The organism is Gordonia sp. DT218 (genome assembly GCF_049847105.1).
GTDB lineage: Bacteria > Actinomycetota > Actinomycetes > Mycobacteriales > Mycobacteriaceae > Gordonia.
Genome location: NZ_JBNCNS010000001.1, coordinates 140,285 through 163,309, shown reverse-complemented (window position 1 = coordinate 163,309; position 23,025 = coordinate 140,285). Strand labels below are relative to the sequence as shown.

Annotated in this window: 23 protein-coding genes; 9 read left to right on the top strand and 14 right to left on the bottom strand. The window is 67.2% G+C overall.

Translation table 11 applies throughout. From position 1 onward, the window contains the following. Positions 1 to 96: 96 nt before the first annotated feature. The 4 genes from ACPXCG_RS00740 to sdhC are packed head-to-tail and all read right to left on the bottom strand — an operon-like array spanning position 97 to position 3,533. Positions 97 to 885: a succinate dehydrogenase iron-sulfur subunit gene (locus ACPXCG_RS00740; RefSeq protein ID WP_425788161.1), complete on the bottom strand. Its 789-nt coding sequence runs from the start codon at positions 883 to 885 to the stop codon at positions 97 to 99. Continuing rightward, positions 885 to 2,639 (bottom strand): succinate dehydrogenase flavoprotein subunit, encoded by a 1,755-nt coding sequence (sdhA, locus tag ACPXCG_RS00735; protein WP_425788159.1) that lies wholly within the window; start codon positions 2,637 to 2,639, stop codon positions 885 to 887. The genes ACPXCG_RS00740 and sdhA overlap by 1 nt, the downstream gene beginning before the upstream one ends. A gap of 17 nt (positions 2,640 to 2,656) precedes the next feature. Further along, positions 2,657 to 3,115, bottom strand: a complete 459-nt coding sequence (locus tag ACPXCG_RS00730) for a succinate dehydrogenase hydrophobic membrane anchor subunit (RefSeq protein ID WP_425788157.1) — start codon at positions 3,113 to 3,115, stop codon at positions 2,657 to 2,659. 10 nt (positions 3,116 to 3,125) lie between these two features. After that, a complete protein-coding gene (gene sdhC / locus ACPXCG_RS00725; protein ID WP_425788155.1) occupies positions 3,126 to 3,533 on the bottom strand; it encodes a succinate dehydrogenase, cytochrome b556 subunit in 408 nt (135 codons plus the stop codon). Between the two features lie 224 nt (positions 3,534 to 3,757). On the opposite strand from sdhC, the gene ACPXCG_RS00720 reads away from it, so the two are divergent. The 3 genes from ACPXCG_RS00720 to ACPXCG_RS00710 are packed head-to-tail and all read left to right on the top strand — an operon-like array spanning position 3,758 to position 6,701. After that, on the top strand, positions 3,758 to 4,159 hold the full coding sequence (locus ACPXCG_RS00720) for a cytidine deaminase (RefSeq protein WP_425788153.1): 402 nt from the start codon (positions 3,758 to 3,760) through the stop codon (positions 4,157 to 4,159). 17 nt (positions 4,160 to 4,176) lie between these two features. Next, on the top strand, positions 4,177 to 5,565 hold the full coding sequence (locus ACPXCG_RS00715) for a thymidine phosphorylase (protein ID WP_425788151.1): 1,389 nt from the start codon (positions 4,177 to 4,179) through the stop codon (positions 5,563 to 5,565). Continuing rightward, entirely contained in the window at positions 5,562 to 6,701 is a 1,140-nt protein-coding gene (locus ACPXCG_RS00710) for an adenosine deaminase (RefSeq protein ID WP_425788149.1), read from the top strand. The genes ACPXCG_RS00715 and ACPXCG_RS00710 overlap by 4 nt, the downstream gene beginning before the upstream one ends. Positions 6,702 to 6,893: 192 nt before the next feature. Here ACPXCG_RS00710 and ACPXCG_RS00705 read toward each other — a convergent pair whose 3' ends face one another. The 3 genes from ACPXCG_RS00705 to ACPXCG_RS00695 all read right to left on the bottom strand — a co-directional run bounded on the left by ACPXCG_RS00705 (position 6,894) and on the right by ACPXCG_RS00695 (position 9,540). Further along, on the bottom strand, positions 6,894 to 8,174 hold the full coding sequence (locus tag ACPXCG_RS00705; protein ID WP_425788148.1) for a primosomal protein: 1,281 nt from the start codon (positions 8,172 to 8,174) through the stop codon (positions 6,894 to 6,896). A gap of 86 nt (positions 8,175 to 8,260) precedes the next feature. Continuing rightward, positions 8,261 to 9,196 carry a C40 family peptidase gene (locus tag ACPXCG_RS00700; protein WP_425788146.1) on the bottom strand — a complete coding sequence of 312 codons (936 nt, stop codon included), beginning with the start codon at positions 9,194 to 9,196 and terminating at the stop codon, positions 8,261 to 8,263. Continuing rightward, positions 9,196 to 9,540, bottom strand: coding sequence for a type VII secretion target (locus ACPXCG_RS00695; protein ID WP_425788144.1), 345 nt, complete (start codon positions 9,538 to 9,540; stop codon positions 9,196 to 9,198). Before ACPXCG_RS00695 ends, ACPXCG_RS00700 begins: the two co-directional genes overlap by 1 nt. A 51-nt stretch (positions 9,541 to 9,591) precedes the next feature. Between ACPXCG_RS00695 and upp the strand changes: the two genes are divergently transcribed. Continuing rightward, complete coding sequence (upp, locus tag ACPXCG_RS00690; RefSeq protein WP_425788142.1) at positions 9,592 to 10,215, top strand: uracil phosphoribosyltransferase; 624 nt, start codon at positions 9,592 to 9,594, stop codon at positions 10,213 to 10,215. 14 nt (positions 10,216 to 10,229) lie between these two features. Here the strand turns inward: upp and ACPXCG_RS00685 are convergent, their stop codons facing one another. From ACPXCG_RS00685 to ACPXCG_RS00670, 4 genes are read right to left on the bottom strand one after another with little or no spacing between them, the layout of a single operon-like run. Continuing rightward, on the bottom strand, positions 10,230 to 11,021 hold the full coding sequence (locus ACPXCG_RS00685; RefSeq protein WP_425788140.1) for an ABC transporter ATP-binding protein: 792 nt from the start codon (positions 11,019 to 11,021) through the stop codon (positions 10,230 to 10,232). Positions 11,022 to 11,026: 5 nt separating this feature from the next. Next, the gene (locus tag ACPXCG_RS00680) at positions 11,027 to 11,596 is read right to left on the bottom strand and encodes a hypothetical protein (RefSeq protein WP_425788138.1); all 570 of its coding nucleotides are present in this window, start codon (positions 11,594 to 11,596) and stop codon (positions 11,027 to 11,029) included. Next, entirely contained in the window at positions 11,593 to 13,215 is a 1,623-nt protein-coding gene (locus ACPXCG_RS00675; protein WP_425788137.1) for a phospho-sugar mutase, read from the bottom strand. The genes ACPXCG_RS00680 and ACPXCG_RS00675 overlap by 4 nt, the downstream gene beginning before the upstream one ends. 7 nt (positions 13,216 to 13,222) lie before the next feature. Further along, positions 13,223 to 14,026: a purine-nucleoside phosphorylase gene (locus ACPXCG_RS00670; protein ID WP_425788135.1), complete on the bottom strand. Its 804-nt coding sequence runs from the start codon at positions 14,024 to 14,026 to the stop codon at positions 13,223 to 13,225. 36 nt (positions 14,027 to 14,062) lie between these two features. Between ACPXCG_RS00670 and ACPXCG_RS00665 the strand changes: the two genes are divergently transcribed. Together ACPXCG_RS00665 and ACPXCG_RS00660 are read left to right on the top strand one after the other, a co-directional pair. Then, complete coding sequence (locus tag ACPXCG_RS00665; protein WP_425788133.1) at positions 14,063 to 14,761, top strand: enoyl-CoA hydratase/isomerase family protein; 699 nt, start codon at positions 14,063 to 14,065, stop codon at positions 14,759 to 14,761. 9 nt (positions 14,762 to 14,770) lie between these two features. After that, on the top strand, positions 14,771 to 15,964 hold the full coding sequence (locus ACPXCG_RS00660) for an amidohydrolase (RefSeq protein ID WP_425788131.1): 1,194 nt from the start codon (positions 14,771 to 14,773) through the stop codon (positions 15,962 to 15,964). 16 nt (positions 15,965 to 15,980) lie between these two features. Here ACPXCG_RS00660 and ACPXCG_RS00655 read toward each other — a convergent pair whose 3' ends face one another. Continuing rightward, a complete protein-coding gene (locus ACPXCG_RS00655; protein WP_425788129.1) occupies positions 15,981 to 16,463 on the bottom strand; it encodes a gamma-glutamylcyclotransferase in 483 nt (160 codons plus the stop codon). Between the two features lie 165 nt (positions 16,464 to 16,628). Between ACPXCG_RS00655 and ACPXCG_RS00650 the strand changes: the two genes are divergently transcribed. Next, positions 16,629 to 18,032, top strand: coding sequence for an NAD(P)H-quinone dehydrogenase (locus ACPXCG_RS00650; RefSeq protein WP_425788127.1), 1,404 nt, complete (start codon positions 16,629 to 16,631; stop codon positions 18,030 to 18,032). Between the two features lie 22 nt (positions 18,033 to 18,054). On the opposite strand, the gene ACPXCG_RS00645 is transcribed toward ACPXCG_RS00650, so the two are convergent. After that, positions 18,055 to 18,651 carry a TetR/AcrR family transcriptional regulator gene (locus ACPXCG_RS00645; protein WP_425788125.1) on the bottom strand — a complete coding sequence of 199 codons (597 nt, stop codon included), beginning with the start codon at positions 18,649 to 18,651 and terminating at the stop codon, positions 18,055 to 18,057. Positions 18,652 to 18,823: 172 nt separating this feature from the next. Here ACPXCG_RS00645 and ACPXCG_RS00640 point away from each other — a divergent pair, with 172 nt between their 5' ends. Beyond that, positions 18,824 to 19,699: an LLM class flavin-dependent oxidoreductase gene (locus ACPXCG_RS00640; protein ID WP_425788123.1), complete on the top strand. Its 876-nt coding sequence runs from the start codon at positions 18,824 to 18,826 to the stop codon at positions 19,697 to 19,699. Between the two features lie 15 nt (positions 19,700 to 19,714). On the opposite strand, the gene glpK is transcribed toward ACPXCG_RS00640, so the two are convergent. After that, positions 19,715 to 21,250, bottom strand: coding sequence for a glycerol kinase GlpK (glpK, locus tag ACPXCG_RS00635; RefSeq protein ID WP_425788121.1), 1,536 nt, complete (start codon positions 21,248 to 21,250; stop codon positions 19,715 to 19,717). A gap of 28 nt (positions 21,251 to 21,278) precedes the next feature. Between glpK and glpD the strand changes: the two genes are divergently transcribed. Then, a complete protein-coding gene (gene glpD / locus ACPXCG_RS00630; RefSeq protein WP_425788119.1) occupies positions 21,279 to 23,021 on the top strand; it encodes a glycerol-3-phosphate dehydrogenase in 1,743 nt (580 codons plus the stop codon). The last annotated feature ends 4 nt before the right edge of the window (positions 23,022 to 23,025 follow it).

Below are 23,025 nucleotides of genomic sequence, written 5' to 3'. Positions count from 1 at the left end.
GCGTCCACACCGACGAAACCGCCCCTCCCGGGCTGTGGGAGGGGCGGTTTCGGGGCTGCAGAGAAGAATATCTGCGGGATCGGCGGGTTCGGACGCTCAGCGCGAGAACATCAGGGCGCGCTTGACCTCTTGGATCGCCTGGGTCACCTGGATGCCACGCGGGCACGCGTCGGTGCAGTTGAACGTGGTCCGGCAGCGCCACACGCCGTCGACATCGTTGAGGATGTCGAGACGTTCGATGGCGGCTTCGTCACGGCTGTCGAAGATGAACCGGTGCGCGTTGACGATCGCGGCGGGCCCGAAGTAGCTGCCCTCGTTCCAGAACACCGGGCAACTCGTGGTGCAGCATGCGCACAGGATGCATTTGGTGGTGTCGTCGAAGCGGGCACGGTCGTGCTGGCTCTGGATGCGCTCACGCGTCGGCTCGTTGCCCGAGGTGATCAGGAACGGCTTGATCGCGCGGTACGCGTCGAAGAACGGTTCCATGTCGACCACGAGATCCTTCTCCACCGGAAGGCCCTTGATGGGCTCGATGGTGATGGTGACCTCTTTGGAGCCGTCTTTCGGCAGCATGTCCTTCATCAGCAGCTTGCAGGCGAGGCGGTTGACCCCGTTGATGCGCATCGCGTCGGACCCACAGACGCCGTGCGCGCAGCTGCGTCGGAACGTGAGGGTGCCGTCGAGGTAGCCCTTCACGTAGAGCAGGAGGTTGAGCAGCCGGTCGGTGGGCAGGGCCGGCACCCGGAAACTCTCGAAGCCCTGTGCGTCGGGGTTCTCCGGGTTGAACCGGAAGATCTTCAACGTCACCATCGTGGCCTCGTCGGGAACCGGGGGCAGTGGTGGCTCGTCGGACGAGGGCGTGGGGTTTTCCATGATTGCTGTCATCAGTACTTACGCTCCATCGGCTCGTAGCGGGTCTGCACCACGGGCTTGTAGTCCAACTCGATGTCCGAGAGAAGGTCGGTGCCCTTCTTGTAGGCCATCGTGTGGCGCATGTAGTTGACGTCGTCCCGGTCGGGGTAATCCTCACGGGCGTGACCGCCGCGCGACTCCTTGCGGTTCAGCGCGCCGACCACCGTCACCTCCGCCATCTCCAGCAGGAAGCCCAGCTCGATCGCTTCGAGGAGATCACTGTTGAAGCGCTTGCCCTTGTCGTGGACGCGGACGTGTGAGTAGCGCTCCTTGAGTGCATGGACGTCGGTGAGTGCCTGCTTCAGGGTCTCTTCGGTGCGGAACACCGAGGCGTTGTTGTCCATCGTCACCTGTAGCTCGGTGCGGATGTCCGCGACGCGCTCGTGGCCGTGGTCCGACAGCATCAGCTCCAGCCAGTTGTCGACCATCTGTGTCGGGCTCTCCGGCAGTTCGACGAAGTCGGCGGACGTCGCGTATTCGGCGGCGGCGATGCCGGCGCGACGCCCGAAGACGTTGATGTCCAGCAGTGAGTTGGTACCCAGGCGGTTGGCGCCGTGCACCGAGACGCACGCGCATTCACCCGCCGCGTACAGGCCGTGCACGACCTCGTCGTTGTTGCGCAGGACCTGGCCCTCGATGTTGGTCGGGATACCGCCCATCACGTAGTGGCAGGTCGGGTACACCGGGACGTACTCGGTGACCGGGTCGACGCCGAGGTAGGTGCGCGCGAACTCGGTGATGTCGGGGAGCTTCTCGTTGAGCACGTCCTCACCGAGGTGGGTCACGTCGATGTAGACGTAGTCCTTGTTCGGTCCGGCGCCACGTCCTTCGAGAACCTCGAGCACCATCGAGCGCGCCACGATGTCTCGTGGGGCGAGGTCCTTGATGGTCGGCGCGTACCGCTCCATGAAGCGCTCGCCGTCGGCGTTGCGCAGGATGCCGCCCTCACCACGGACTGCTTCGGAGATGAGGATGCCGAGGCCGGCCAGGCCGGTCGGATGGAACTGGTGGAACTCCATGTCCTCCAGGGGAAGTCCCTTGCGGAAGACGATGCCCATGCCGTCGCCGGTGAGAGTGTGGGCGTTGGACGTCGTCTTGTACATGCGTCCCGAACCGCCGGTCGCGAACACGATCGACTTGGCGTGGAACACGTGGATCTCGCCGGTCGACAGCTCATAGGCGACGACGCCGGTCGCCACCGATTCGCCGTTCTCGTTCTCGCCGAGGCAGATGTCGAGGGCGTAGAACTCGTTGAAGAACTCGACGTTGTGCTTGACGCAGTTCTGGTACAGGGTCTGCAGGATCATGTGGCCGGTGCGGTCGGCGGCATAGCACGCGCGGCGGACCGGGGACTTGCCGTGGTCGCGGGTGTGGCCGCCGAATCGGCGCTGATCGATCTTGCCCTCGGGGGTCCGGTTGAAGGGGAGCCCCATCTTCTCGAGGTCGAGGACCGCGTCGATGGCCTCCTTGGCCATGATCTCGACCGCGTCCTGGTCGGCGAGGTAGTCGCCGCCCTTGACGGTGTCGAAGGTGTGCCACTCCCAGTTGTCCTCTTCCACGTTCGCCAGTGCGGCGCACATACCGCCCTGGGCGGCGCCGGTGTGGCTGCGGGTGGGGTAGAGCTTGGTCAGAACGGCGGTTCGGGCGCGGGGCGCGGACTCGATGGCGGCGCGCATCCCGGCGCCGCCGGCCCCCACGATGAGCACGTCGTAGCGATGTTCCTGCATAAGTTCGTCAATCTCCTCTAGCCGACGCTGTTCACGTCGAAGGTCAGCAGGGCGTACGTGCCGAGCACGAGCACCAGGATCATCGAGATGCCGAGTAGCACGTTCAGCCAGAATCGGGTGGAGTCCTTGCGCGAGTAGTCCGCGATCACCGTCCGGACGCCGTTGCCGCCGTGCAGCTGGGCGAGCCAGAGCATGGTGAGGTCCCAGACCTGCCAGAACGGCTCACGCCACCGCGCCGCGACGAATGAAGCGTCGATGCGGTGCACGCCGTCGTCCCAGGCGAGCATGATGAACATGTGACCGATGGTCAGGATGATCAGGGCCAGACCCGAGAAGCGCATGAACAGCCACGCGTACTTCTCGAAGTTGCCGCCCTTGCGCATGCGCGGCGACCGCGGGTTGTCCAGACTCGCGGGCCGGTCGTATTCGGTGCCCAGCGTCTTGGCGGCACCCGGAGTGGCTTGCGATGCAGTCATCAGGTGCCTCCTAGAACGAGTGGGTGATCAGGATCTGCAGCAGGCGGATGGCTGCCGCACCGAACACGATGACGAAGATGGTCACAATCGCCCACAGCATCTGACGCTGGAACTTGGGGCCCTTCGACCAGAAGTCGATCAGGATGATGCGGATGCCGTTGAACGCGTGGTACAGCACGCAGGCGACGAGCGCGATCTCCATCAGGCCGATGATCGGCGTCTTGTAGGTCTCGATGACCTCGGAGTACTTGTTCGGATCGATCCGGATGACCGCGGTGTCCAGTACATGGACGAACAAGAAGAAGAAGATGGTGACACCGGTGATCCGGTGCAGCACCCACGACCACATTCCTGGGTCGCCGCGATACAGGGAGCGTTTGCGCACCGGGTCCGGTGCTACCTCGGTCGGGGTGCTCATCGGGAAATTGGCCTCCAACAGCGTCGATGGATGTGCCGAGTCGGCATTATGAGGCTCGGCCGTGGACCCATGCATGAGACTTTAAACCTATGCTGACCCCGCGCATAAATTGCCCGAACCGATTTGGGCGACAACTGATCTCGACTTAGGTTTGCCTTACCAAGCTTCGCGCTGGTAGGTGATGTCACATCCTGATCGTCCGTGCCGATAGTGAGGAGTTCGGTTTGGTTTCCGAAAATGACTGGAATCTGTTGCGGGACAAAGCATCAGTGATGGTCGATCGAGCCTATGCTCCCTACTCCGGGTTTCCGGTCGGCGCGTCGGGCCTCACCGACGATGGACGTCTGGTCTTGGGCTGCAATGTGGAAAATGTCTCATACGGGCTCGGCATCTGCGCCGAGGTCGCACTCTGCGCGCATCTGGTCGCCACCGGCGGGGGGCGGCTGATCGCGGTGTCGGTCTGCGACCCCCGGGGCGAGAGACTCATGCCCTGTGGGCGGTGTCGGCAAGTGCTGCTGGAGCACGGTGGCCCCGAGCTTGCGGTGGACCATTCTCGCGGGTCGACGACTCTGGCCGATCTGCTGCCGGACGCGTTCGGCCCCGATGATCTGGCGGCGGGCAGATGAACGATCAGGAGTCGACCGTGGCGAATCGAAGAGGTGAAGCGGCGGCGGAGATCATCGACGCGATCTCGGTGATCACCACGAAACGTGATGGCGGAGAGCTGACCGACGCTCAGATCGACTGGGTGATCGACCGGTACACGCACGGCGCCGGGAGCGGAGCGGGCGGGCCGGATGTGGGTGGCGCCGGGAGCGGAGCGGGTGGGCGTGTGGTCGACGAGCAGATGTCCGCTCTGTTGATGGCGATCTTCCTCCGCGGGATGAATCGTCGCGAGATCTCGCGGTGGACGCAGGCGATGATCGATTCCGGGCGGCGGATGGATTTTTCCGGCCTACGGCGTGGTGGCCGTGCGATGGTGACCGTCGACAAGCATTCGACGGGCGGTGTCGGGGACAAGATCACCCTGCCGCTGGCCCCGCTGGTGGCCTCGTTCGGGGTGGCCGTTCCCCAGCTGTCCGGTCGCGGGCTGGGTCACACGGGTGGAACTCTGGACAAGCTCGAATCGATCTCCGGCTGGCGCGCCGACATTTCTACTGCCGACATGGGCGAGCAGCTCGAACGGGTCGGTGCGGTGGTGTGCGCCGCCGGAGGCGACCTCGCGCCGGCGGATCGGCGACTCTATGCGCTGCGAGATGTGACCGGGACCGTGGAATCCATACCACTGGTGGCCAGCTCGATCATGAGCAAGAAGATCGCCGAGGGCACGGGGGCCCTGGTCCTCGACGTGAAGTTCGGTAGCGGGGCGTTTCTCAAGTCGGAAGCACAGAGCCGGGAACTCGCCGAGACGATGGTGTGGCTCGGGCATGCGGCGGGCGTGGCGACCACCGCCCTGTTGACGGACATGAACACCCCTCTCGGCCGCACTGCAGGCAATGCGCTGGAGGTGGCCGAGTCGGTGGAGGTGCTCGCCGGCGGGGGCCCCGATGACGTCGTCGAGCTCACGCTTGCGCTGGCACGCGAGATGCTCGACGCAGCGGGCCTCACCGACGCCGATCCTGCGAAACATCTGGCGGACGGGACCGCGATGGACACCTGGCGCGCGATGATCGCCGCGCAGGGCGGTGACCCCGATGCGCCGCTGCCCCGGGCCCGGCATACCGAGACGGTGCGGGCCACCGAGTCGGGCATCGTCACGCGGCTCGATGCGATGGCGGTCGGGGTCGGGGCGTGGCGGCTCGGCGCGGGACGTGCCGTTCCGGGCGAGGCGGTGCAGGCCGAGGCGGGAATCACGTTGCATGCCAAGCCGGGCGATCGGGTGATGGCAGGTGATCGGTTGTTCACGTTGCACACCCGGACCCCGGAGCGCCTCGGCGCGGCGCGGGCCGCGCTGACGACCGCGGTCGGAATCGGAGATTCTGCGGCACAACGCAGGCCGCTGGTCGTCGACCGCGTTACCGTCGATTCATGACGCCTGTCGACCCGACCACGCCGCCGGGGCGGCCGCTGGATCTCCCCAATATCTCCCTGGCCCCCAAGGTGGTGCTCCACGATCACCTCGACGGTGGCCTGCGACCGGCGACGGTCCTCGAACTCGCACGCGAGGTGGACTATCCGGATCTCCCGGCCGACGATGCGCGGTCACTGGCCCGATGGTTTCGCGATGCGGCGGACAGCGGTTCACTCGAGCGCTATCTCGAAACGTTCGCGCATACCGTCGCGGTGATGCAGACCCCGTCTGCGCTGAGACGTGTGGCGCTCGAATGCGTCCGGGATCTGGCTGCCGACGGGGTGGTCTACGCCGAGGTGCGATACGCACCCGAGCAACATCTCGCGCGCGGGATGACGCTCGACGAGGTGGTCGAGGCGGTACTGGCGGGTTTCCGCGAGGGGGAGGCCGAAGCCGAGGCGCAGGGGCATCCGATCGTGGTGCGCTGTCTGGTGACCGCCATGCGTCATGCCGCCCGTTCGCAAGAGATCGCCGAACTGGCGGTGCGATATCGGGACGACGGCGTGGTGGGCTTCGACATCGCGGGTGCCGAGGCGGGGAATCCACCGACCCGCCATCTCGACGCGTTCGAGTTCATGCGGGCAAACAACGCACACTTCACCATTCATGCCGGTGAGGCGTTCGGGTTGCCGTCGATCCATGAGGCGATCGCCTTCTGCGGCACCGACCGCCTCGGGCACGGGGTCCGGGTCATCGACGACATCACGCTGCCGCCGGGAGCGGACCTGGCCGCCGAGTCGTTCGACGGAGCGGAGCTGGGTCAGATCGCGAACATGGTGCGGGACAAGCGCATCCCGCTGGAGCTGTGCCCGAGTTCCAACGTCCAGACGGGTGCGGTCGCCTCCATCGCGGACCATCCGTTCAACGTTCTCGCACGGCTGCGGTTCCGGGTGACGGTCAATACCGACAATCGACTCATGAGCGACACCACCATGAGCAAGGAGTTCTACCGACTGGCCCAGCAGTTCGGCTACGGCTGGGCTGATTTCGAGCGGTTCACGGTCAACGCGATGAAGTCGGCGTTCATTCATTTCGACGAGCGGCTCGCGCTCATCGACGAGGTCATCAAACCCGGGTACGCGGTGCTGATGGGCTGACGTCGGTCGGTTGGTTGGTTGATCGGTCGGTTGGGGTGACCCTTCGTGACGCGTCCTCCGCAGGCTCCGGACGCTCCTCAGGGATCAGGGATCAGGGATCAGGGAGTCGGTCGCGGTGATCTCGATATGGTGCCTCGCTGCGGTTGGTGCGTATTCGATCGGCGGTGGAGAGGGGCGCCTGCGGTCGGGGGGTCAGGACTTCTTGACGAGGCGGTCTTCGAAGTCGTGTACCAGCGCGCGCCAGGCCTCGGACTCGTTGTCGAAGGGCGGACTCGGCGCCATGCGCTTGGGGTCGGGGTTGACCGCGTAATCGACAAACCAGCCCAGCGGCGTGGTCGAGCCGAGGGCTTCGTTGACCGAGTCGTCGTCTGCGTAGTCAGCTGCATCGGTGAGGAGTTCGACCGCGAGGTCGAGCTGATTGCGGTCGATCCGGCGCGGACCGTCGGCGATGTCGTCCACCAGACCCGGCAACACGTACACGTTGTCGTCGATGACGTCGAATTCGAGTGAACCGTCGGTGGCGGAGGTTCGTACCTCGTCGAACGTCGACAATTCGGTGAGGTCGTGGTCGCGCGCGTCGGCGAGGTATCGGCTCAGCGCTCGCGCGGAGGTGAACACGAAGATCTTGCCGTCGGCACCGAGGAATACCGGGTCGTCACCGAGATAGCAACGAAGGGAGAGGTATTCGCCGTCGCCGGTCACGATCCGGATGGGATCGATGCCGACGTTGGCCCAGAAGTCGTCGTCGTCGATCTCGTCGTCTTCGTCGTCCTCATCATCGACGTTGTCGTCCGCTTCGTCGGCCGAATCGTCGGTGTCGCCGTCGACCAGCTCGAGATCGTCGTCATCGGGCTCGTCCTCGTCTTCGGCCGACGCGGCGGCCTCGAGTTCGGCCTCGGCGGTCGAGACGGCTGCTGCGTCCACATCCGGGGTGCTGATCACATCGTCGATCGCATCGATGACGTCGTCCCAGTGCTTCGCGATGAGACGACCGATCCGCACCCACAGGTCGACGCCCTCGCGTCCGACGAAGTTACGGGTCCCGGTGGTGACGGCTCCCAGGATCGGATTGCCGTTGAAGAACTTGGTGATGACGGTCAGTTCGCAGACCTCGCCGAGAATCCGGACGATCTCGAGTGCGTCCTCGAGTTCTGCGATGACCTCTGGACTGGGATCCTCGGCCGCGAGTTCCGGCACCCCGACCAGGTCGTAGCTGTGCTTGTCGTCGGGAACCAGTTCGTCGGCCTGCAATCCGACGACCGTTGACCACGCCGGATGATCGGCGAGATCGTTGTCGTCGCCGGCGCGGATGAACGCGGCCAGCTCCGCGACGCCCGGGAAGCCGTATAGATTCTCGTCGAGTCCGAGGAAGGCCTCCCACTCGTCGTCACCCTCTCGCCACCGGGGTGCCCAGAGGGTGAAGGTGTTTCCGTCGGTGAGTCCGAGCTCGATGGGGACGATGTCTCCGGCCATGAGGACACAGCGTAGCGATCCGACCTGTGAACTCGGGTGGCGCCCCCGCGACCGGTCGGTGAACGCCGGTCGTTTCGCGTGCATCGTCATCGCGGACGGAAGAAGCCTTGGAAGCCCTGACCGGCATTGGTGGTGCGCAACGGCGACACCTGAACCGGATCGCCGGCCTCCACGAGTTGATCGTTGCCCACATACATCGCCACGTGTCCGTCCCAGACTGCGAGATCGCCGGGCTGCAGTTGCGACTGGCTGACTGGTACCCCGGCGGTGTCCTGATCCTGGGCGAGGCGGGGGAGGTCGAGCCCGGCCTGACGGTATGACCACTGGGTCAGCCCGCTGCAGTCGAAACCGTCCGGTGTCGTGCCGCCCCAGACGTAGGGGACGCCGCGTTGGCTCAGGGCCGCGCGGACGGCCTTCGCGGCGCGTTCGTCGGGTGCGTATGCGGTCGAACCGTCGGGCAGCCTGAGCGGGACACCGCCCGCGGTGTGCGTGGTGGACGGATCGCCGACCTCCGCCGGTGCGGTATGGCGCGCGAGAGTCATCATCCGGTTGGTGTCCTGCGCCAGTTCGGACTGTGCGCGTGCCACGATCTGCATGCCACGGCCCACGTGATCGAGGGCGACCGGCAGGATCATCGCCAGCCCCTGCGGGCTGAACAGGGTCGGCCCGAGCGCCGACGCGGCGCGCTGGAAGGAATCGATCAGGGCGTTGAGCTGATCGGCTGCGACCTTGACCTTGAGTCCGGCGTCGTCGATCAGCGCCGCGATCTCGGTGCTGTCGGTGGCGACGTCCGCCATCGTGCGGTGGGTTCGGTCGGCGGCGACGACAGCGCTGTCTGCGCCCGCGCCCTGCCACGATCGCGACGCCTGCTCGGTCGAGGCGGTCGATGCCTGCCGGACCTGCTCGAGTAGCGGGGTGGCGGTCCGGAGTCGCTGGGCGGGATTGTCGGGCGGCAGAATCCCGGTGCCGAGCGCGGTGATCATGATCCGCAGTGGCGCGATGAGGATGTCGATGGTGAGCATCAGAGTCGCAGCTCCCGGTCGGGTCGGGTGGCCGGCGGTGTCATCGCCGCCGTCACGGTCGCCGCATTGCGATCGTCGGTGTCGACGTAGCGGGCCCTGGCCGCCCGGCTGCGCTCGCCCTGGCCCTGATGTCGCGCGGCGACCCCGTCGAGGCTGCGCGCGCGGGAATCCAGGACGTATGCGGTCGCGGCGAGGAACTCGGCACCGATGACGCCGAAGGTCATGGTGAGCTCGCCCACCTCACCGCGTTGGCGGGCCGTGTGCGATCGGATCTCAGCGGCGGCGGACTGTTGCCGGCGCGCATACGCGGTCAGCGAGTCGGGTTGGACGGTTACCTCGGTCATGTTTGATCTGACGTCACGCCGGCCGGTCCGGTTCCACTTAGGGTGTGAGCCATGCAGGTACAGATCGTCGATCACCCGCTGGCGGCAGCACGGCTGACAACCATGCGGGACAAGACCACGGACAATGCCCGGTTCCGTGCCGCGCTGTCGGATCTGACGCAGATGCTGATCTACGAGGCGCTCGCGGGGGCGCCGACCGAGGCGGTGCCGATCGAGACACCGTTGATCGCGTTCACGGGTACGCGGTTGGCCACGCCACCACTTCTCGTGCCGGTGCTGCGGGCGGGGCTCGGGATGGTCGAGCAGGCCCACGCCATGGTGCCGGAATCGCACGTCGGGTTCGTCGGGGTCGCGCGCGACGAGACCACCGCACAACCTGTGCCGTACCTGGAGTCGCTGCCGGACGATCTCGCCGGACTGCCCGTGTTCGTGTTGGATCCGATGCTGGCCACCGGTGGTTCCATGCTGCACACCATCGATCTGCTGGTGGCCCGCCATGCCACCGACATCACCGCTGTCTGTGTCGTCGCGGCACCGGAGGGGGTGGCCGCGTTGGAGAGCTCTGGGCACCCCGTGCGGCTCGTGGTCGCCGCCGTCGACGACGGGCTCGACGACGTGTCGTACATCGTGCCGGGTCTCGGCGACGCGGGGGACCGTCAGTTCGGTCCGCGCTGACCGCTGGGCCCGCGTCAGGCGGCGACGGCCGCCCAGCGGCCGCTCTCGCGGCGGACCACCACATCATGGTCGAAGCATGCGCTGATCGTGGTCGACGTGAGCGCATCGTCGACCGCGCCGGACGCGACCACCTCGCCGTCGCGCAGCAACATCGCGTGACTCGTGCTCGTGGGCAGGTCCTCGAGGTGGTGCGTCACCAGTACGCTCGCCAGATTCGGTACCTCCGAACGTAATTGGTCGATTCCGGTGAGCAGCTTCTCCCGGGCGGCGAGGTCGAGTCCGGTCGCCGGTTCATCGAGGAGCAGCAACGCGGGCCGCGGCATGAGGGCGCGCGCGATCAATGTCCGGCCGCGCTCGCCCTGACTCATCACGGGCCACAACGAGTCGCGACGTGGGGTCATGCCGAGGAGTTCGAGCAGTTCGTCGGCGTGGCGGTGTTCGTCGTCGCTGTAGTCGTGTCGGCGATCGAGTTCCGGCGTATTGGTCAGTCCGGTCAGCACCACTTCGTGGGCGGTGAGCGGGATGTCGATCCGCCAGCGCGGATCGACATGGCCGATATGTGTGCGCAATTCGCGCATGTCCACGCGTCCGAGCCGTTTGCCCAGCACATCCACCGAACCCCTCGTCGGGTGGCCGCGAGCGCCGAGGATCGCCATCAACGTGGACTTGCCGGCGCCGTTGGGGCCGAGCAGGGCCCAGTGTTCCCCGGGTCCCACCCGCAGGCTCACGTCATGGAGCAGCGAACGGCCGCTGCGGATCACGTCGATGTCGGAGGCGTCGAGGACTGGTTCGGTAGCCGTGTGCACGACCATCACCGTAGCCAGTGGGCAAGCATCGGCTCGTCGGCCACCGTCTCCCCGCCCTGGCTGATGACCAGCGACTCGGGTGAGATGACATATGTCACACCGTTGTTGGTGACCGCGAAGGTGTCGCCGGACCGCTGCGGATAGTCCACCTCGACGCTCTGACCGTCGGCGGAACCCTTGTAATACAACCGCCCCGCCTGCGTGCCGACCTGGCAGATGACGATTCGGGAGCGTGTCGTCTCACCTATCATCACGGCCGGGTCGTCGGCTCCGTTGCAGCGCGGGCTGTCCGGGAATCCCTGCCAATCGGTGCCGGGAACGGTGGGGCGGGGACGTTCGGTGGTGATGGTTGCCGTCGAGGTGTCGATGTCGGTGACGGTGCTGGTGACGATCGACGGCGCAGCAGGCGGTGCCGACGAGGCCGACGCGGGCGATTCCTGGGTGCCGTCGTCGAACAGGAGCAGGGCGGCGAGTGCACCCGCGACGACGATCAGCACGCCTGCGGCGATGGCGACGATCACGATCGGTGACGACCAGGGGGAGCGGTCGTGCGGCTGGGGCGTCGGACGGCTCACGGCTCTCCTCCGGGTAGCTCCGCCGCCACCCGGGCGGCGATTTCGTGCAGGTGGCTGGACGTCTGCGCGACGTCTGGTCGACCGGGGGGCGCCACGACCTCGAGGTAGTACTTGAGCTTCGGCTCGGTACCCGACGGCCGGGCGATCACCCGCAGGGAGATGCCGTCGGCGGTGCGCCCGGTCAGTTGCACTGCGTCGGTGCGCAGTTCGTCGTCGCGGGTGGCGTAGTCCTCGACGTCGACCGGAATCCCGGCCGGCGCGCGGGGCGGCGATCGGCGCAGCGTCGACATCAGGTCGGTGATGCGGTCGACGTCGGTGACGCGGATCGATCGTTGGGTGGTGACGTGGACGCCGTGGGCGAGAGCGAGTTCATCGGCGGCGGCGGACAGATCCGACTTCATCGCGAGCCGCTGGTCGGTGAGCAGGGCGGCCACCACGGCGGTGGCGATCCCGTCCTTGTCGCGGACCGCGTCGGGGTCCACGCAGTGTCCGATGGCCTCCTCGTAGGCATAGAGGAGTGGTTCTCCGGCCCGGACAAGCCATTTGAACCCGGTGAGCGTGCGTACGTGGCGGGCGCCGGCGGCCGACGTGACGGCCTGCAGCATGGAACCGGACACGATGGTGCTGGCCACGACGGGTGCCACGAGATCTGTGGTGGCGAGCAGATACGCGCCCAGCAGGGCACCCGTCTCGTCGCCGGTCAGCATGCGCCAGTTGCCGTGGACCCGGGCGCCGACCGCGCAGCGGTCGGCATCGGGATCGAGGGCGATCGCGAGGTCGGCGTCGATGCGTTCGGCCAGGGCGAGTACCCGATCGGACGAACCGGGCTCCTCGGGGTTGGGGAACCGTACGGTGGGAAAGTCGGGATCCGGGGCGAACTGCTCAGCGACGACGTGTACATCGGGAAATCCGGCGCGCCGCAATGCGGCGAGCGCGACGGCGCCGCCGACGCCGTGCATCGCGGTGAGCGCGATCCGTACCGGTGAACGGTGCGCCTGTCCGAAGCGCGCCACGAGTCTGTCGAGGTATCGAGCGGTGTTCGCTCCGGCGCGGTGATCGAGTGAGACCCGTTGTCTGCCTATCTTGTTCGCGTCCGGCGCGGTCGCGATCAGTTGTTCGATTCGGCGGTCGGCCGGGGGTACGAGTTGTGCTCCGCCGGCGAGATAGACCTTGTAGCCGTTGTCGGTCGGCGGGTTGTGAGACGCCGTGACAGCCACCGCCGCAGCGGCATCGAGATCGCGGCACGCGAATGCGACCAGCGGCGTGGGGGTCGGTCCGGGCAGGGCGACGACATCGAATCCCTGCGCGGCAAGGACTTCGGCCGTTGCGGTGGCGAACGCGGGCGAGCCGTGACGAGCATCCCGGCCCACCACGACCGTCGTCCCCGCCTGCCCGTCGTCGAGAAGGGAGCATCCCAGGGCGTGGGTGGCACGGGTGACCACCGCCACGTTCATGCCGGCAGGCCCGGCACGCACCGGACCCCGGAGTCCGGCGGTGCCGAAACGAAGTGTGTCGGCAAAACGTTCGTCGAGTTGATCGGGGCCGAGCGCGGACAACTCGGCCCGGGTCAGGGGATCGGGGTCGGAGGCGATCCAGTCGTGCGGATCGATGGTCGGCATCGTCGCGTCACAATTCGGCGATGATCGAGGCGAGGAGTTCACCCATGCGGGTGGCCGAGGCCTGCCCGACCTCGAGAACCTCCGTGTGACTGAGCGGTTCGCCGGTCATCCCGGCGGCGAGGTTGGTGACCAGCGACATCCCGAGGACCTTCAGGCCCGCGGCGCGGGCCGCGATGGTCTCGTGGACCGTCGACATCCCCACCAGATCGGCGCCGAGTGTGCGCAGCATGCGGATCTCGGCCGGCGTTTCGTAATGCGGGCCGGGCAGCCCGGCGTACACGCCCTCGGCGAGCGACGGGTCGGTGCGGCGGGCGATCTCGCGCAGCTCCGGGGAGTACGCGTCGACGAGGTCGACGAACTGCGCCCCGACCAATGGGGATCGCCCGGTGAGGTTGAGGTGATCGGCAATGAGGACGGGCTGGCCGACCGCCATGTCGTCGCGGAGGCCGCCGGCCGCATTGGTCAGCACGATGGTGTGGGCACCCGTCGCGGCCGCGGTCCGGACCGGGTGGACGACGCGGGCGAGGTGATGTCCCTCATAGGCGTGAATCCGACCAAGCAGGATCAGGACCCGGCGATCGGCGACCTGCACCGAGTGCACGATTCCGCCATGACCTGCGGCCTTCGGTGGGGTGAAACCGGGCAGTGCGGCCATCGGGACGCTGGCGACCGGTGCACCGAATGCCTTTGCCGCCGGCGCCCAGCCTGATCCGAGGACGACGGCGACGTCGTGGGCGGCGCAGTCGGTCTCGGTGGCGATCGTCGCGGCGGCCGCGGCGGCTGCGGCGTCGGCATCGGCAGTGGGGTCCATGGCCCTAACCATAATGCGCGGCGATAAGGTCGCTACATGCCGTTTCTCAGTTCTGCAGGCGATGTCACCGAGCTCTACCTCGGCTCCGAGGGCGTCGAGCTCGACGAGTCGAATCCGGACAATCGGTTCCGGCTCGACTGGCTCGCCTCGGTCGGTGATCTCCTCGACCAGGTCGCCGCGGAGCCGACGAAACCACTCGTGATCACCGCCACCGGCAAGTTCTTCAGCAACGGACTCGACACCGACTACGTCGCGGCCAACGCGAGCGGATTGCCGCGCTACCTCGATCGTGTCCACGAGCTGTACGTCAAGCTCCTCACCCTGCCCGTTCCGACGGTCGCCGCCGTGAACGGGCACGCCTTCGGCGCCGGAGCCATGCTGGCCCTGTGCGCCGACGTCCGGGTGATGCGCACGGAGCGGGGATTCTGGTCGCTGCCCGAGGCGGCGCTCGGGATGCCGTTCACCCGCGGCATGAGTTCGCTGATCCGCACCCGCCTGACCGATGCCGCTGCGACGGAGGCGATGTTGACCTCCAAGCGATATGGCGCCGACGACGCCGTGGCTGCCGGCATCGTCGAGGAGTCGGTCGAGGTCGACAGGCTGGTCGGGAGGGCCGGGGAGCTGGGCGTCGAACGGGCTCCGCTGGCGGGTCCCAATCTCGGATTGATCAAGCGCGGGCTGCGGCAGCCGCTGATCGCCGACCTCGAGACCCCGACACCGTCGACGCTGTTGTGAGGGGCGGGCATGGCCGTGAGTGAGACCGAGGCCCAACCGGTGGCGCCGCGTGACCTGATCGGTGCGTGGTGGGCGGCGCACGGTGAGGATGTGGTGGCGTGGCGCCGGCACATCCATGCGCAGCCCGAGCTCTCGCGGCAGGAGATCAACACCACCGAGCTCGTGATGGCCGAGCTGACCGCGGCAGGTCTGCAGCCGCGTCGGTTGCCGTTGGGAACGGGCGTGGTGTGCGACCTCGGACGTGCCGACCAGCCGCGGGTCGCTTTGCGCGCGGACATGGATGCCCTGCCGATCACCGAACACACGGGACTCGCGTTCAGTTCCACGGTCGAGGGGGTCTCGCACGCGTGCGGCCACGACGCGCACACCGCAATCCTCATGGGGGTGGCCAAATTGCTGGCCTCCGTGGATGCGCTGCCGGTGGGTGTCCGTCTGATCTTCCAGCCGGCCGAGGAGGTCATGCCCGGTGGGGCGCTCGATGCCGTCGCCGCGGGCGTGATGAACGGTGTCAGCCGGATTTTCGCGTTGCACTGTGATCCGAAACTCCCGGTGGGGTCGGTCGGACTGCGGTCGGGCGCACTGACGTCGGCGGCCGACCACATCGATCTACAGCTGCATTCCGCGGGCGGTCACACCTCGCGTCCGCATCTCACCGGTGATCTGGTGTACGCGATGGGCACGGTGATCACCGGTCTGCCGGGCATCCTGTCCCGCCGTATCGATCCGCGGTCCGGAACCGTGATGGTGTGGGGCGCCGCACATGCCGGCAACGCTCCGAATGCGATCCCGCAGGAGGGCCGCCTGCGTGGCACCGTACGTACCGGCGATCACACGACCTGGGCGGAACTCGAGCCCCTGGTCCGCAGTGTGATCGGTGAACTGCTCGCGCCGCTCGGTGTGCGCTATGACCTGTCGTACTTCCGCGGGGTGCCACCGGTGGTGAACGACGAGGTCGCGGTCGAGATGATGCGGACAGCCGTTGCCGCAATCGGGCCCAACGCGGTCGCGGACACTCCGCAGTCGCCGGGCGGTGAAGACTTCTCGTGGTACCTCGAACGCGTGCCGGGCGCGATGGGCCGCCTCGGCGTATGGGACGGGATCGGTCCCCACGGCGACCTTCATCAGCCGGGGTTCGACCTCGATGAGCGCGCCCTGGAGATCGGGGTGCGGACCCTCGCCGGCATCGCGCTGGGCGTCGCCTGACCGGTCGATCCCGCTGCTAGGGCTCGTCGGGTCCCGGCCCGGGCCCGACGTTTCGTGATTCGCGCAATCGAAGATCCTGTACGTACTCGGCGGGTGCGCCGGCGATCTCCGCAGCCTCGGCCATCACGCCGAGGTAACGCGCCGACGGCAGGCCGCCCTCATAGGCGTCGAGCACGTAGAGCCAGGCGAGCACCGGGCCGTCGGCCGTGTGGATGCGTGCGCGGATCTTGACGTGGATACCGAGTTCGGAACCCTCCCAGCGGTCGAGGTTGTCCTCGTCCTCGGAGGTCACGTCGTAGAGGACCACGAAGACCTTGGCGCCGGAATCGTCCCGGTCCTCGGTGACGGTCGCGAGCGAACCCTCCCAGCCGATGTCCTCGCCGCCGAAGGTCAACCGCCAGCCGTGCAGCCACCCGGTTCCCGACATCGGCGAGTGCGGTGCACGCTCGGCCATCTGCTCGGGATGCATGTTGGACCCGTAGGCGGCGTAAATCGGCACGGGCGAAAGCCTAGATGGTCGGCGCGCGCCGCGAAAGCCGACCGGCCCCGATCGCGCGCCGCGAAGTGGGGCGGGGACTAGGTTGGTAGACGACGAACCGGGCGCCGGAACGAGATGTGTGGGCCGAATCACCACCGTCGGCCGAGGATGAGGAGAGGACTCACAGTGACCAAGATCGTGATCATCGGCGGCGGACCCGCGGGTTACGAGGCCGCGCTCGCCGCGGCCGCCTACGGCGCCGACATCACCGTGATCGACTCCGACGGCATCGGCGGGGCATGTGTCCTCTGGGACTGTGTGCCGTCGAAGACCTTCATCGCGTCCACTGGCATCCGGACCGAGGTGCGCCGTGCCGTCGATCTGGGCATCAATATCCGCACCGATGACGCACTGGTGACCGTGACACAGATCCATCAGCGCGTCCGGGATCTGGCGTTCGCCCAGTCCGCCGACATCAGGTCCCGGCTGATCAGCGAGGGCGTCACCCTGGTGTCCGGCCGCGCGCAGCTCGACGAACGGCAGGTGGGCGTGTCCGCGCACGGCGTGATCGCCACTCTCGCCGACGGATCGACGCAGCGGTACGAGGGCGACGTGGTCCTGATCGCGACCGGCGCCTCGCCACGTGTCCTGGCCGACGCCCGGCCCGACGGCGAACGCATCCTCAACTGGCGTCAGCTCTACGACCTGGAAGAACTGCCAGAGCACCTGGTGGTGATCGGTTCGGGTGTGACCGGCGCCGAGTTCGTGCACGCCTATACCGAATTGGGCGTCAAGGTGACCCTCGTGTCCAGTCGCGATCGGGTGTTGCCGGGGGAGGACGAGGATGCTGCCCTGGTCCTGGAGGATGCGCTGGCCGAGCGCGGCGTCGAGCTGATCAAGCACGCTCGTGCGGACAAGGTTGAGCGGCACGGGGATTCGGTGACCGCGCACCTGACCGACGGACGTACGGTGACCGGGTCGCACGTGTTGATGACGGTGGGTTCGGTACCCAACACGAACGATCTCGGGCTCGACCGGGCAGGCGTGGAGATCGACCGGAACGGCTATATCACCGTCGATCGGGTGTCGCGGACATCGGTTCCGGGCGTGTACGCGGCGGGGGACTGCACCGGCCTGCTGCCGCTCGCTTCGGTGGCGGCGATGCAGGGGCGGATCGCCATGTACCACTCACTCGGTGAGGGCGTCAGCCCCATCAAATTGAAAACCGTTGCGTCCGCGATCTTCACGCGTCCCGAGATCGCGGCCGTCGGGGTGTCGCAGACGGCGATCGACGCCGGTGAGTATCCGGCACGGACCGTGATGCTCCCGCTCGCGACCAACCCGCGCGCCAAGATGAGTGGCCTCCGCCGTGGCTTCGTGAAAATCTTCTGCCGCCCCGCCACCGGAGTGGTGATAGGCGGCGTGGTGGTGGCGCCCAACGCATCGGAGCTGATCCTCCCGATCGCGCTCGCGGTGCAGAACAAACTCATGGTCTCCGACCTCGCGCAGACGTTCTCGGTGTACCCGTCGTTGACCGGGTCGGTGACCGAGGCCGCGCGTCAGCTCGTCCGCCACGACGACCTGGACTAGCTTCCGCAGGCCCCGACGAGGATCAGCGGGGAGTGCGGAGCCCGGCGACCAGGAGCGCGACCATGCGCCGCGCGTCGTAGTCCTCGTCCCCGCCGATGCACAGATTGCCGATGCCACGCAGGAATTCGAGCGCGGTGACATCGGAGCGGATCTCCCCGGCGGCCGCGGCCCCGTCGAGCAGCGCGCCGCAAACGGGCACCAGCCGATCCAGGAAGTACGCGTGCAGCGTCTGGAAACGCGCGGTGTCGGAGCGCAGCGCGGCAGCGAGGCCGTGCTTGGTGGTCAGGAAGTCGACGAAGAGCTCGACCCACTCGGCGAGTGCGAGGTACGCAGTGGTGGCGGTGGCCATGAGTTCCGGCCCGGCCTCGGCGCACGCCTCGACCTGGTGCTGATAGACGGCGATGACGAGGTCGGCGCGGGTGGGGAAGTGGCGATAGATGGTGCCCATCCCGACACCGGCGCGATCGGCGATGTCACGTACCGGTGCCTCCACACCGGAGACGACGAAGACTGCCGCGGCCGCGTCGAGCAGGGCCTGCTCGTTGCGCCGCGCATCCGCACGTTTGCGCGGTGATGTCCGCGGTCGTGTACCCGCTGGTCGGTCGCTGCCCTTCGGCACTCGGCCACATCCGTTCCGATCGAGGTCTTGAAAAACGGAACAACGCTCCGTATCGTAATCGGAGCAGGGTTCCGCTTACATGCACATCTTGCCAGAGAGCCCGGCCGAACACCGACGTTCCGATACGCCGACCCGCATCCGACTATCCGCACCCCTTCGAGGAGGCGCCACGATGACTCCCGCCGCACACCCGAGTTTCGGGATCATGACCGCACCCATGCAGGTCAGCTATGAGGACGTCCTGCGCGTATGGCGAGAGGCCGACGAGGTCCACGCCATCGAGCACGCGTGGCTGTTCGACCACCTGATGCCGATCGGTGGTGATCCCGACGGGCCGATTTTCGAGGGGTGGACGCTGCTCTCCGCGCTGGCCGCGCAGACCGAGCGCCTGCGCCTCGGACTCCTGGTGACCAGCAACAGGTTTCGGCCGCCGGCAGTGCTCGCCAAGATCGCGACGACCGTCGACATCGTCTCCGGTGGCCGCCTCGATTTCGGCATCGGCGCCGGATCGCGGCCGAGTCATCCGCTCGCCCGGCGGGAGTACGACGCGCATGGTCTGCCGTATCGCGATGCGGCGCAGGCCGTCGCGGACCTGGCCGAGGCGTGCACGGTGATCCGCCGACTGTGGAGCGAGACCGCGCCGTTCGATTTCGACGGTGAGAACGTGCAGGTGACCGGCGCATTCGGCAACCCCAAACCGATGCAGTCCCCGCACCCGCCGATCGTCATCGGAGGACGGTCCACGCCGACGCTGCGGGTGGTCGCCGAACATGCCGACATCTGGAACATCCCGGGCGGTGACATCGACGATGCCATCCGGCGCAACGCGGTGGTCGATCGATTCTGCGCCGAGATCGGGCGCGATCCGGCGACGATCACCCGATCGATCGCTCTGCCGGTCTCCTACGACCGCCCCGACGGCACCCGTCGCGAGATCGCCGAGGCGCTCGACGCCGGGTTCTCGCACGTCGTCCTGATGTTGCCGTCGCCCTACCCGGATCGGGTGGCGCACTGGGTCGCCGAGGAACTCATCGACACGCCGGCGTGAACTCCGCCCAAGCAGTCAGGCGAGATCGAAGCTGTGGCCGACCGCGCGGTTCCAGCCCTCGTAGAGACGGTTGCGTTCGTCGGCCGCCATCCGGGGTTCCCAGCGCTTGTCCTCGGCCCAGTTCGCGCGGATCTCGTCCTCGGATTCCCAGTAGCCGACGGCGAGACCTGCCGCGTAGGCGGCGCCGAGTGCCGTGGTCTCGTTGACCACCGGTCGCACCACCGGGACGTCGAGGATGTCGGCCTGGAACTGCATGAGCAGATCGTTGACGACCATTCCGCCGTCCACCTTGAGTGTGGACAGCTCGACGCCGGAGTCGGCCTGCATCGCCTCGATCACCTCACGGGTCTGAAAGGCGCTGGCCTCCAGGGCGGCTCGCGCGAGGTGCCCTTTGTTGACGAAGCGCGTCAGGCCGACGATGACCCCGCGGGCATCGGGTCGCCAGCGCGGCGCGAACAGTCCGGAGAACGCCGGGACGAAGTAGGCGCCACCGTTGTCCTCCACCGACGCGGCCAACGATTCGATCTCGCGGGCGTGATCGAAGAGACCGAGGTTGTCGCGCAACCACTGCACCAGCGATCCCGTGACGGCGATCGACCCCTCGAGTGCATAGCGTGCGTCCTGTTCGCCGATCCGGTAGCAGACCGTGGTGAGCAGGCCGTGGTCACTGAACACCGGCTCGGTCCCGGTGTTGAGGAGGAGGAAATTGCCGGTGCCGTAGGTGTTCTTGGCCTCACCCGGATTCAGGCACGCCTGCCCGAAGGTGGCGGCCTGTTGATCGCCCAGGATGCCGGCCAACGGTACGCCGGGGAGTGAGCCGTGCTCGCGCAGCGGCCCGTAGACCTCGGATGAGCTGCGGATCTCGGGAAGCAAGGACATCGGCACGCCCATCTCGGCGCAGATGTCCTCATCCCAGGCCAGGGTGCGTAGGTCCATCAGCATCGTCCGCGACGCGTTGGTGACGTCGGTGATGTGCAACCCGCCGTCGCGTCCACCGGTCATGTTCCAGGTGATCCACGAATCCATTGTGCCGAAACACAGTTCGCCTGCCTCGGCACGTCGGCGAGCACCGTCGACGTGGTCGAGTAGCCACCGGATCTTGGGTCCGGCGAAATACGTCGACAGCGGCAGGCCCGTGCGTTCCCGGTAGCGATCCACCCCGACGTCGCCGGCGAGCGTGCCGCAGAGTTCGTTGGTGCGGGTGTCCTGCCAGACGATGGCGTGGTGGATCGGGTCGCCGGTCTCGCGGTCCCAGATGAGAGTTGTCTCACGTTGGTTGGTGAGTCCGCAGGCGGCGATGTCGCCATGTTTCAGATCGGCGGACGCCAGTGCGGCGGCGGCCACGCGACGGGTGTTGCGCCAGATCTCCGATGCGTCGTGCTCCACCCAGCCTGCCTGCGGGAACACCTGCTCGTGTTCGATCTGCTCGGAACTGACCACGCGGCCGTGCCGGTCGAAGATCATCGCCCGTGTGGACGTGGTGCCCTGGTCGATGGCGGCGACGTATGTGCTTGCACTACCCACGACGGACAGTGTCGCACGCGGTGGCATCGGAGGAGATCAATTAGGCTCGGCAAGCATGAACACCGAGTTCAACCCAGACCGACCAGCGGATATGGGTCCGCTCTACCGAGCCGAGGCGTGGCGCCGGCTGGTCAGTGAGCAGTTCGACCTCGTCGTCATCGGGGGCGGGGTCGTCGGTGTGGGAACTGCGCTCGACGCCGCCACCCGTGGTCTGCGAGTTGCCCTGGTCGAGGCTCGCGACATCGCCTCGGGTACATCGAGCCGGTCGTCGAAGATGTTCCACGGCGGCCTCCGGTATCTCGAGCAACTCGAGTTCGGCCTTGTGCGTGAAGCACTTCGGGAACGGGAACTCTCACTGCGTATCCTCGCGCCACATCTGGTCAAACCGTTGCCGTTCCTCTACCCACTGACCCGCCGGGTGTGGGAGCGACCCTACGTGGGCGCCGGGCTGTTCCTGTATGACCAGATGGGTGGATCGAAATCTGTTCCCGGACAAAGTCATGTCACTCGGTCCGGGGCGCTGCGCGTGGCACCGGCGCTGAAGAGAAATTCGTTGATCGGTGGGATCCGCTACTACGACACCGTGGTCGACGACGCCCGGCACAGCCTCACGGTCGCGCGTACCGCGGCGAACTACGGCGCCGTGATCCGGACGTCCACCCAGGTGGTCGGATTCCTGCGGGAGGCGGATCGGGTCCTCGGCGTTCGGGTACGTGATTCGGAGAGCGGCGAGATCGGGGAGGTGCGCGCCCATTGCGTGATCAACGCCGCCGGCGTATGGACCGACGAGGTCCAGGCGCTCTCGAAACAGCGGGGCCACTTCAAGGTTCGTGCCTCCAAGGGTGTGCACATCGTGGTTCCCCGGGATCGCATCGTGAGTGAGACCGCGATCATCCTCCGTACCGCCAATTCGGTGCTGTTCGTGATCCCGTGGGAGACGCACTGGATCATCGGAACCACCGACACCGACTGGAATCTCGATCTCGCTCATCCGGCCGCCACCCGTGCCGACATCGACTACATCCTCGAGCGCGTCAACGAGGTATTGGTCACCAAGCTCACCCACGGTGACATCGAGGGCGTGTACGCCGGGCTGCGGCCGTTGCTCGCCGGTGAGGACGACGAGACCTCCAAGCTCTCGCGCGAACATGCCGTGGCGACGGTCGCGCCCGGGCTGGTGTCGATCGCGGGCGGGAAGTACACCACGTACCGGGTGATGGCCGCCGATGCCGTGGACGCGTGTACCGACTTCATCCCCACGCGGGTCGCGCCGTCCATCACCGAGCGGGTTCCGCTTCTCGGCGCCGACGGCTACTTCGCGCTCATCAATCAATGCGAGCATCTCGGTCGTCGATTCGGGTTGCATCCCTATCGGATTCGGCGTCTCCTCAACCGCTATGGGTCGTTGATCGACGACGTCCTCTACTACGCCGACGCCGAGCCGTCTTTGCTGCAGCCGCTCGCCGCGGCACCGCAATACCTGCGCGTGGAGGTCGTCTATGCGGCGATCGACGAGGCGGCACTGCATCTGGAGGACGTGCTGGCGCGGCGCACGCGGATCGCGATCGAATATCCGCACCGCGGAGTCGATTGCGCGCAGGAGGTCGCCGACCTGCTCGCACCGATCCTCGGATGGTCGGCGGAGGAGACGGCCTTCGAGGTCGCCACCTACATCGCCCGGGTGGAGGCCGAGGTCGCATCACAGCGCCAGCCTGACGACGATTCCGCCGATGCCCTGCGGGCTGCCGCCCCGGAAGCGCGACCGGAAATCCTGGAGCCGGTACCGGTACCAGACTGAATCG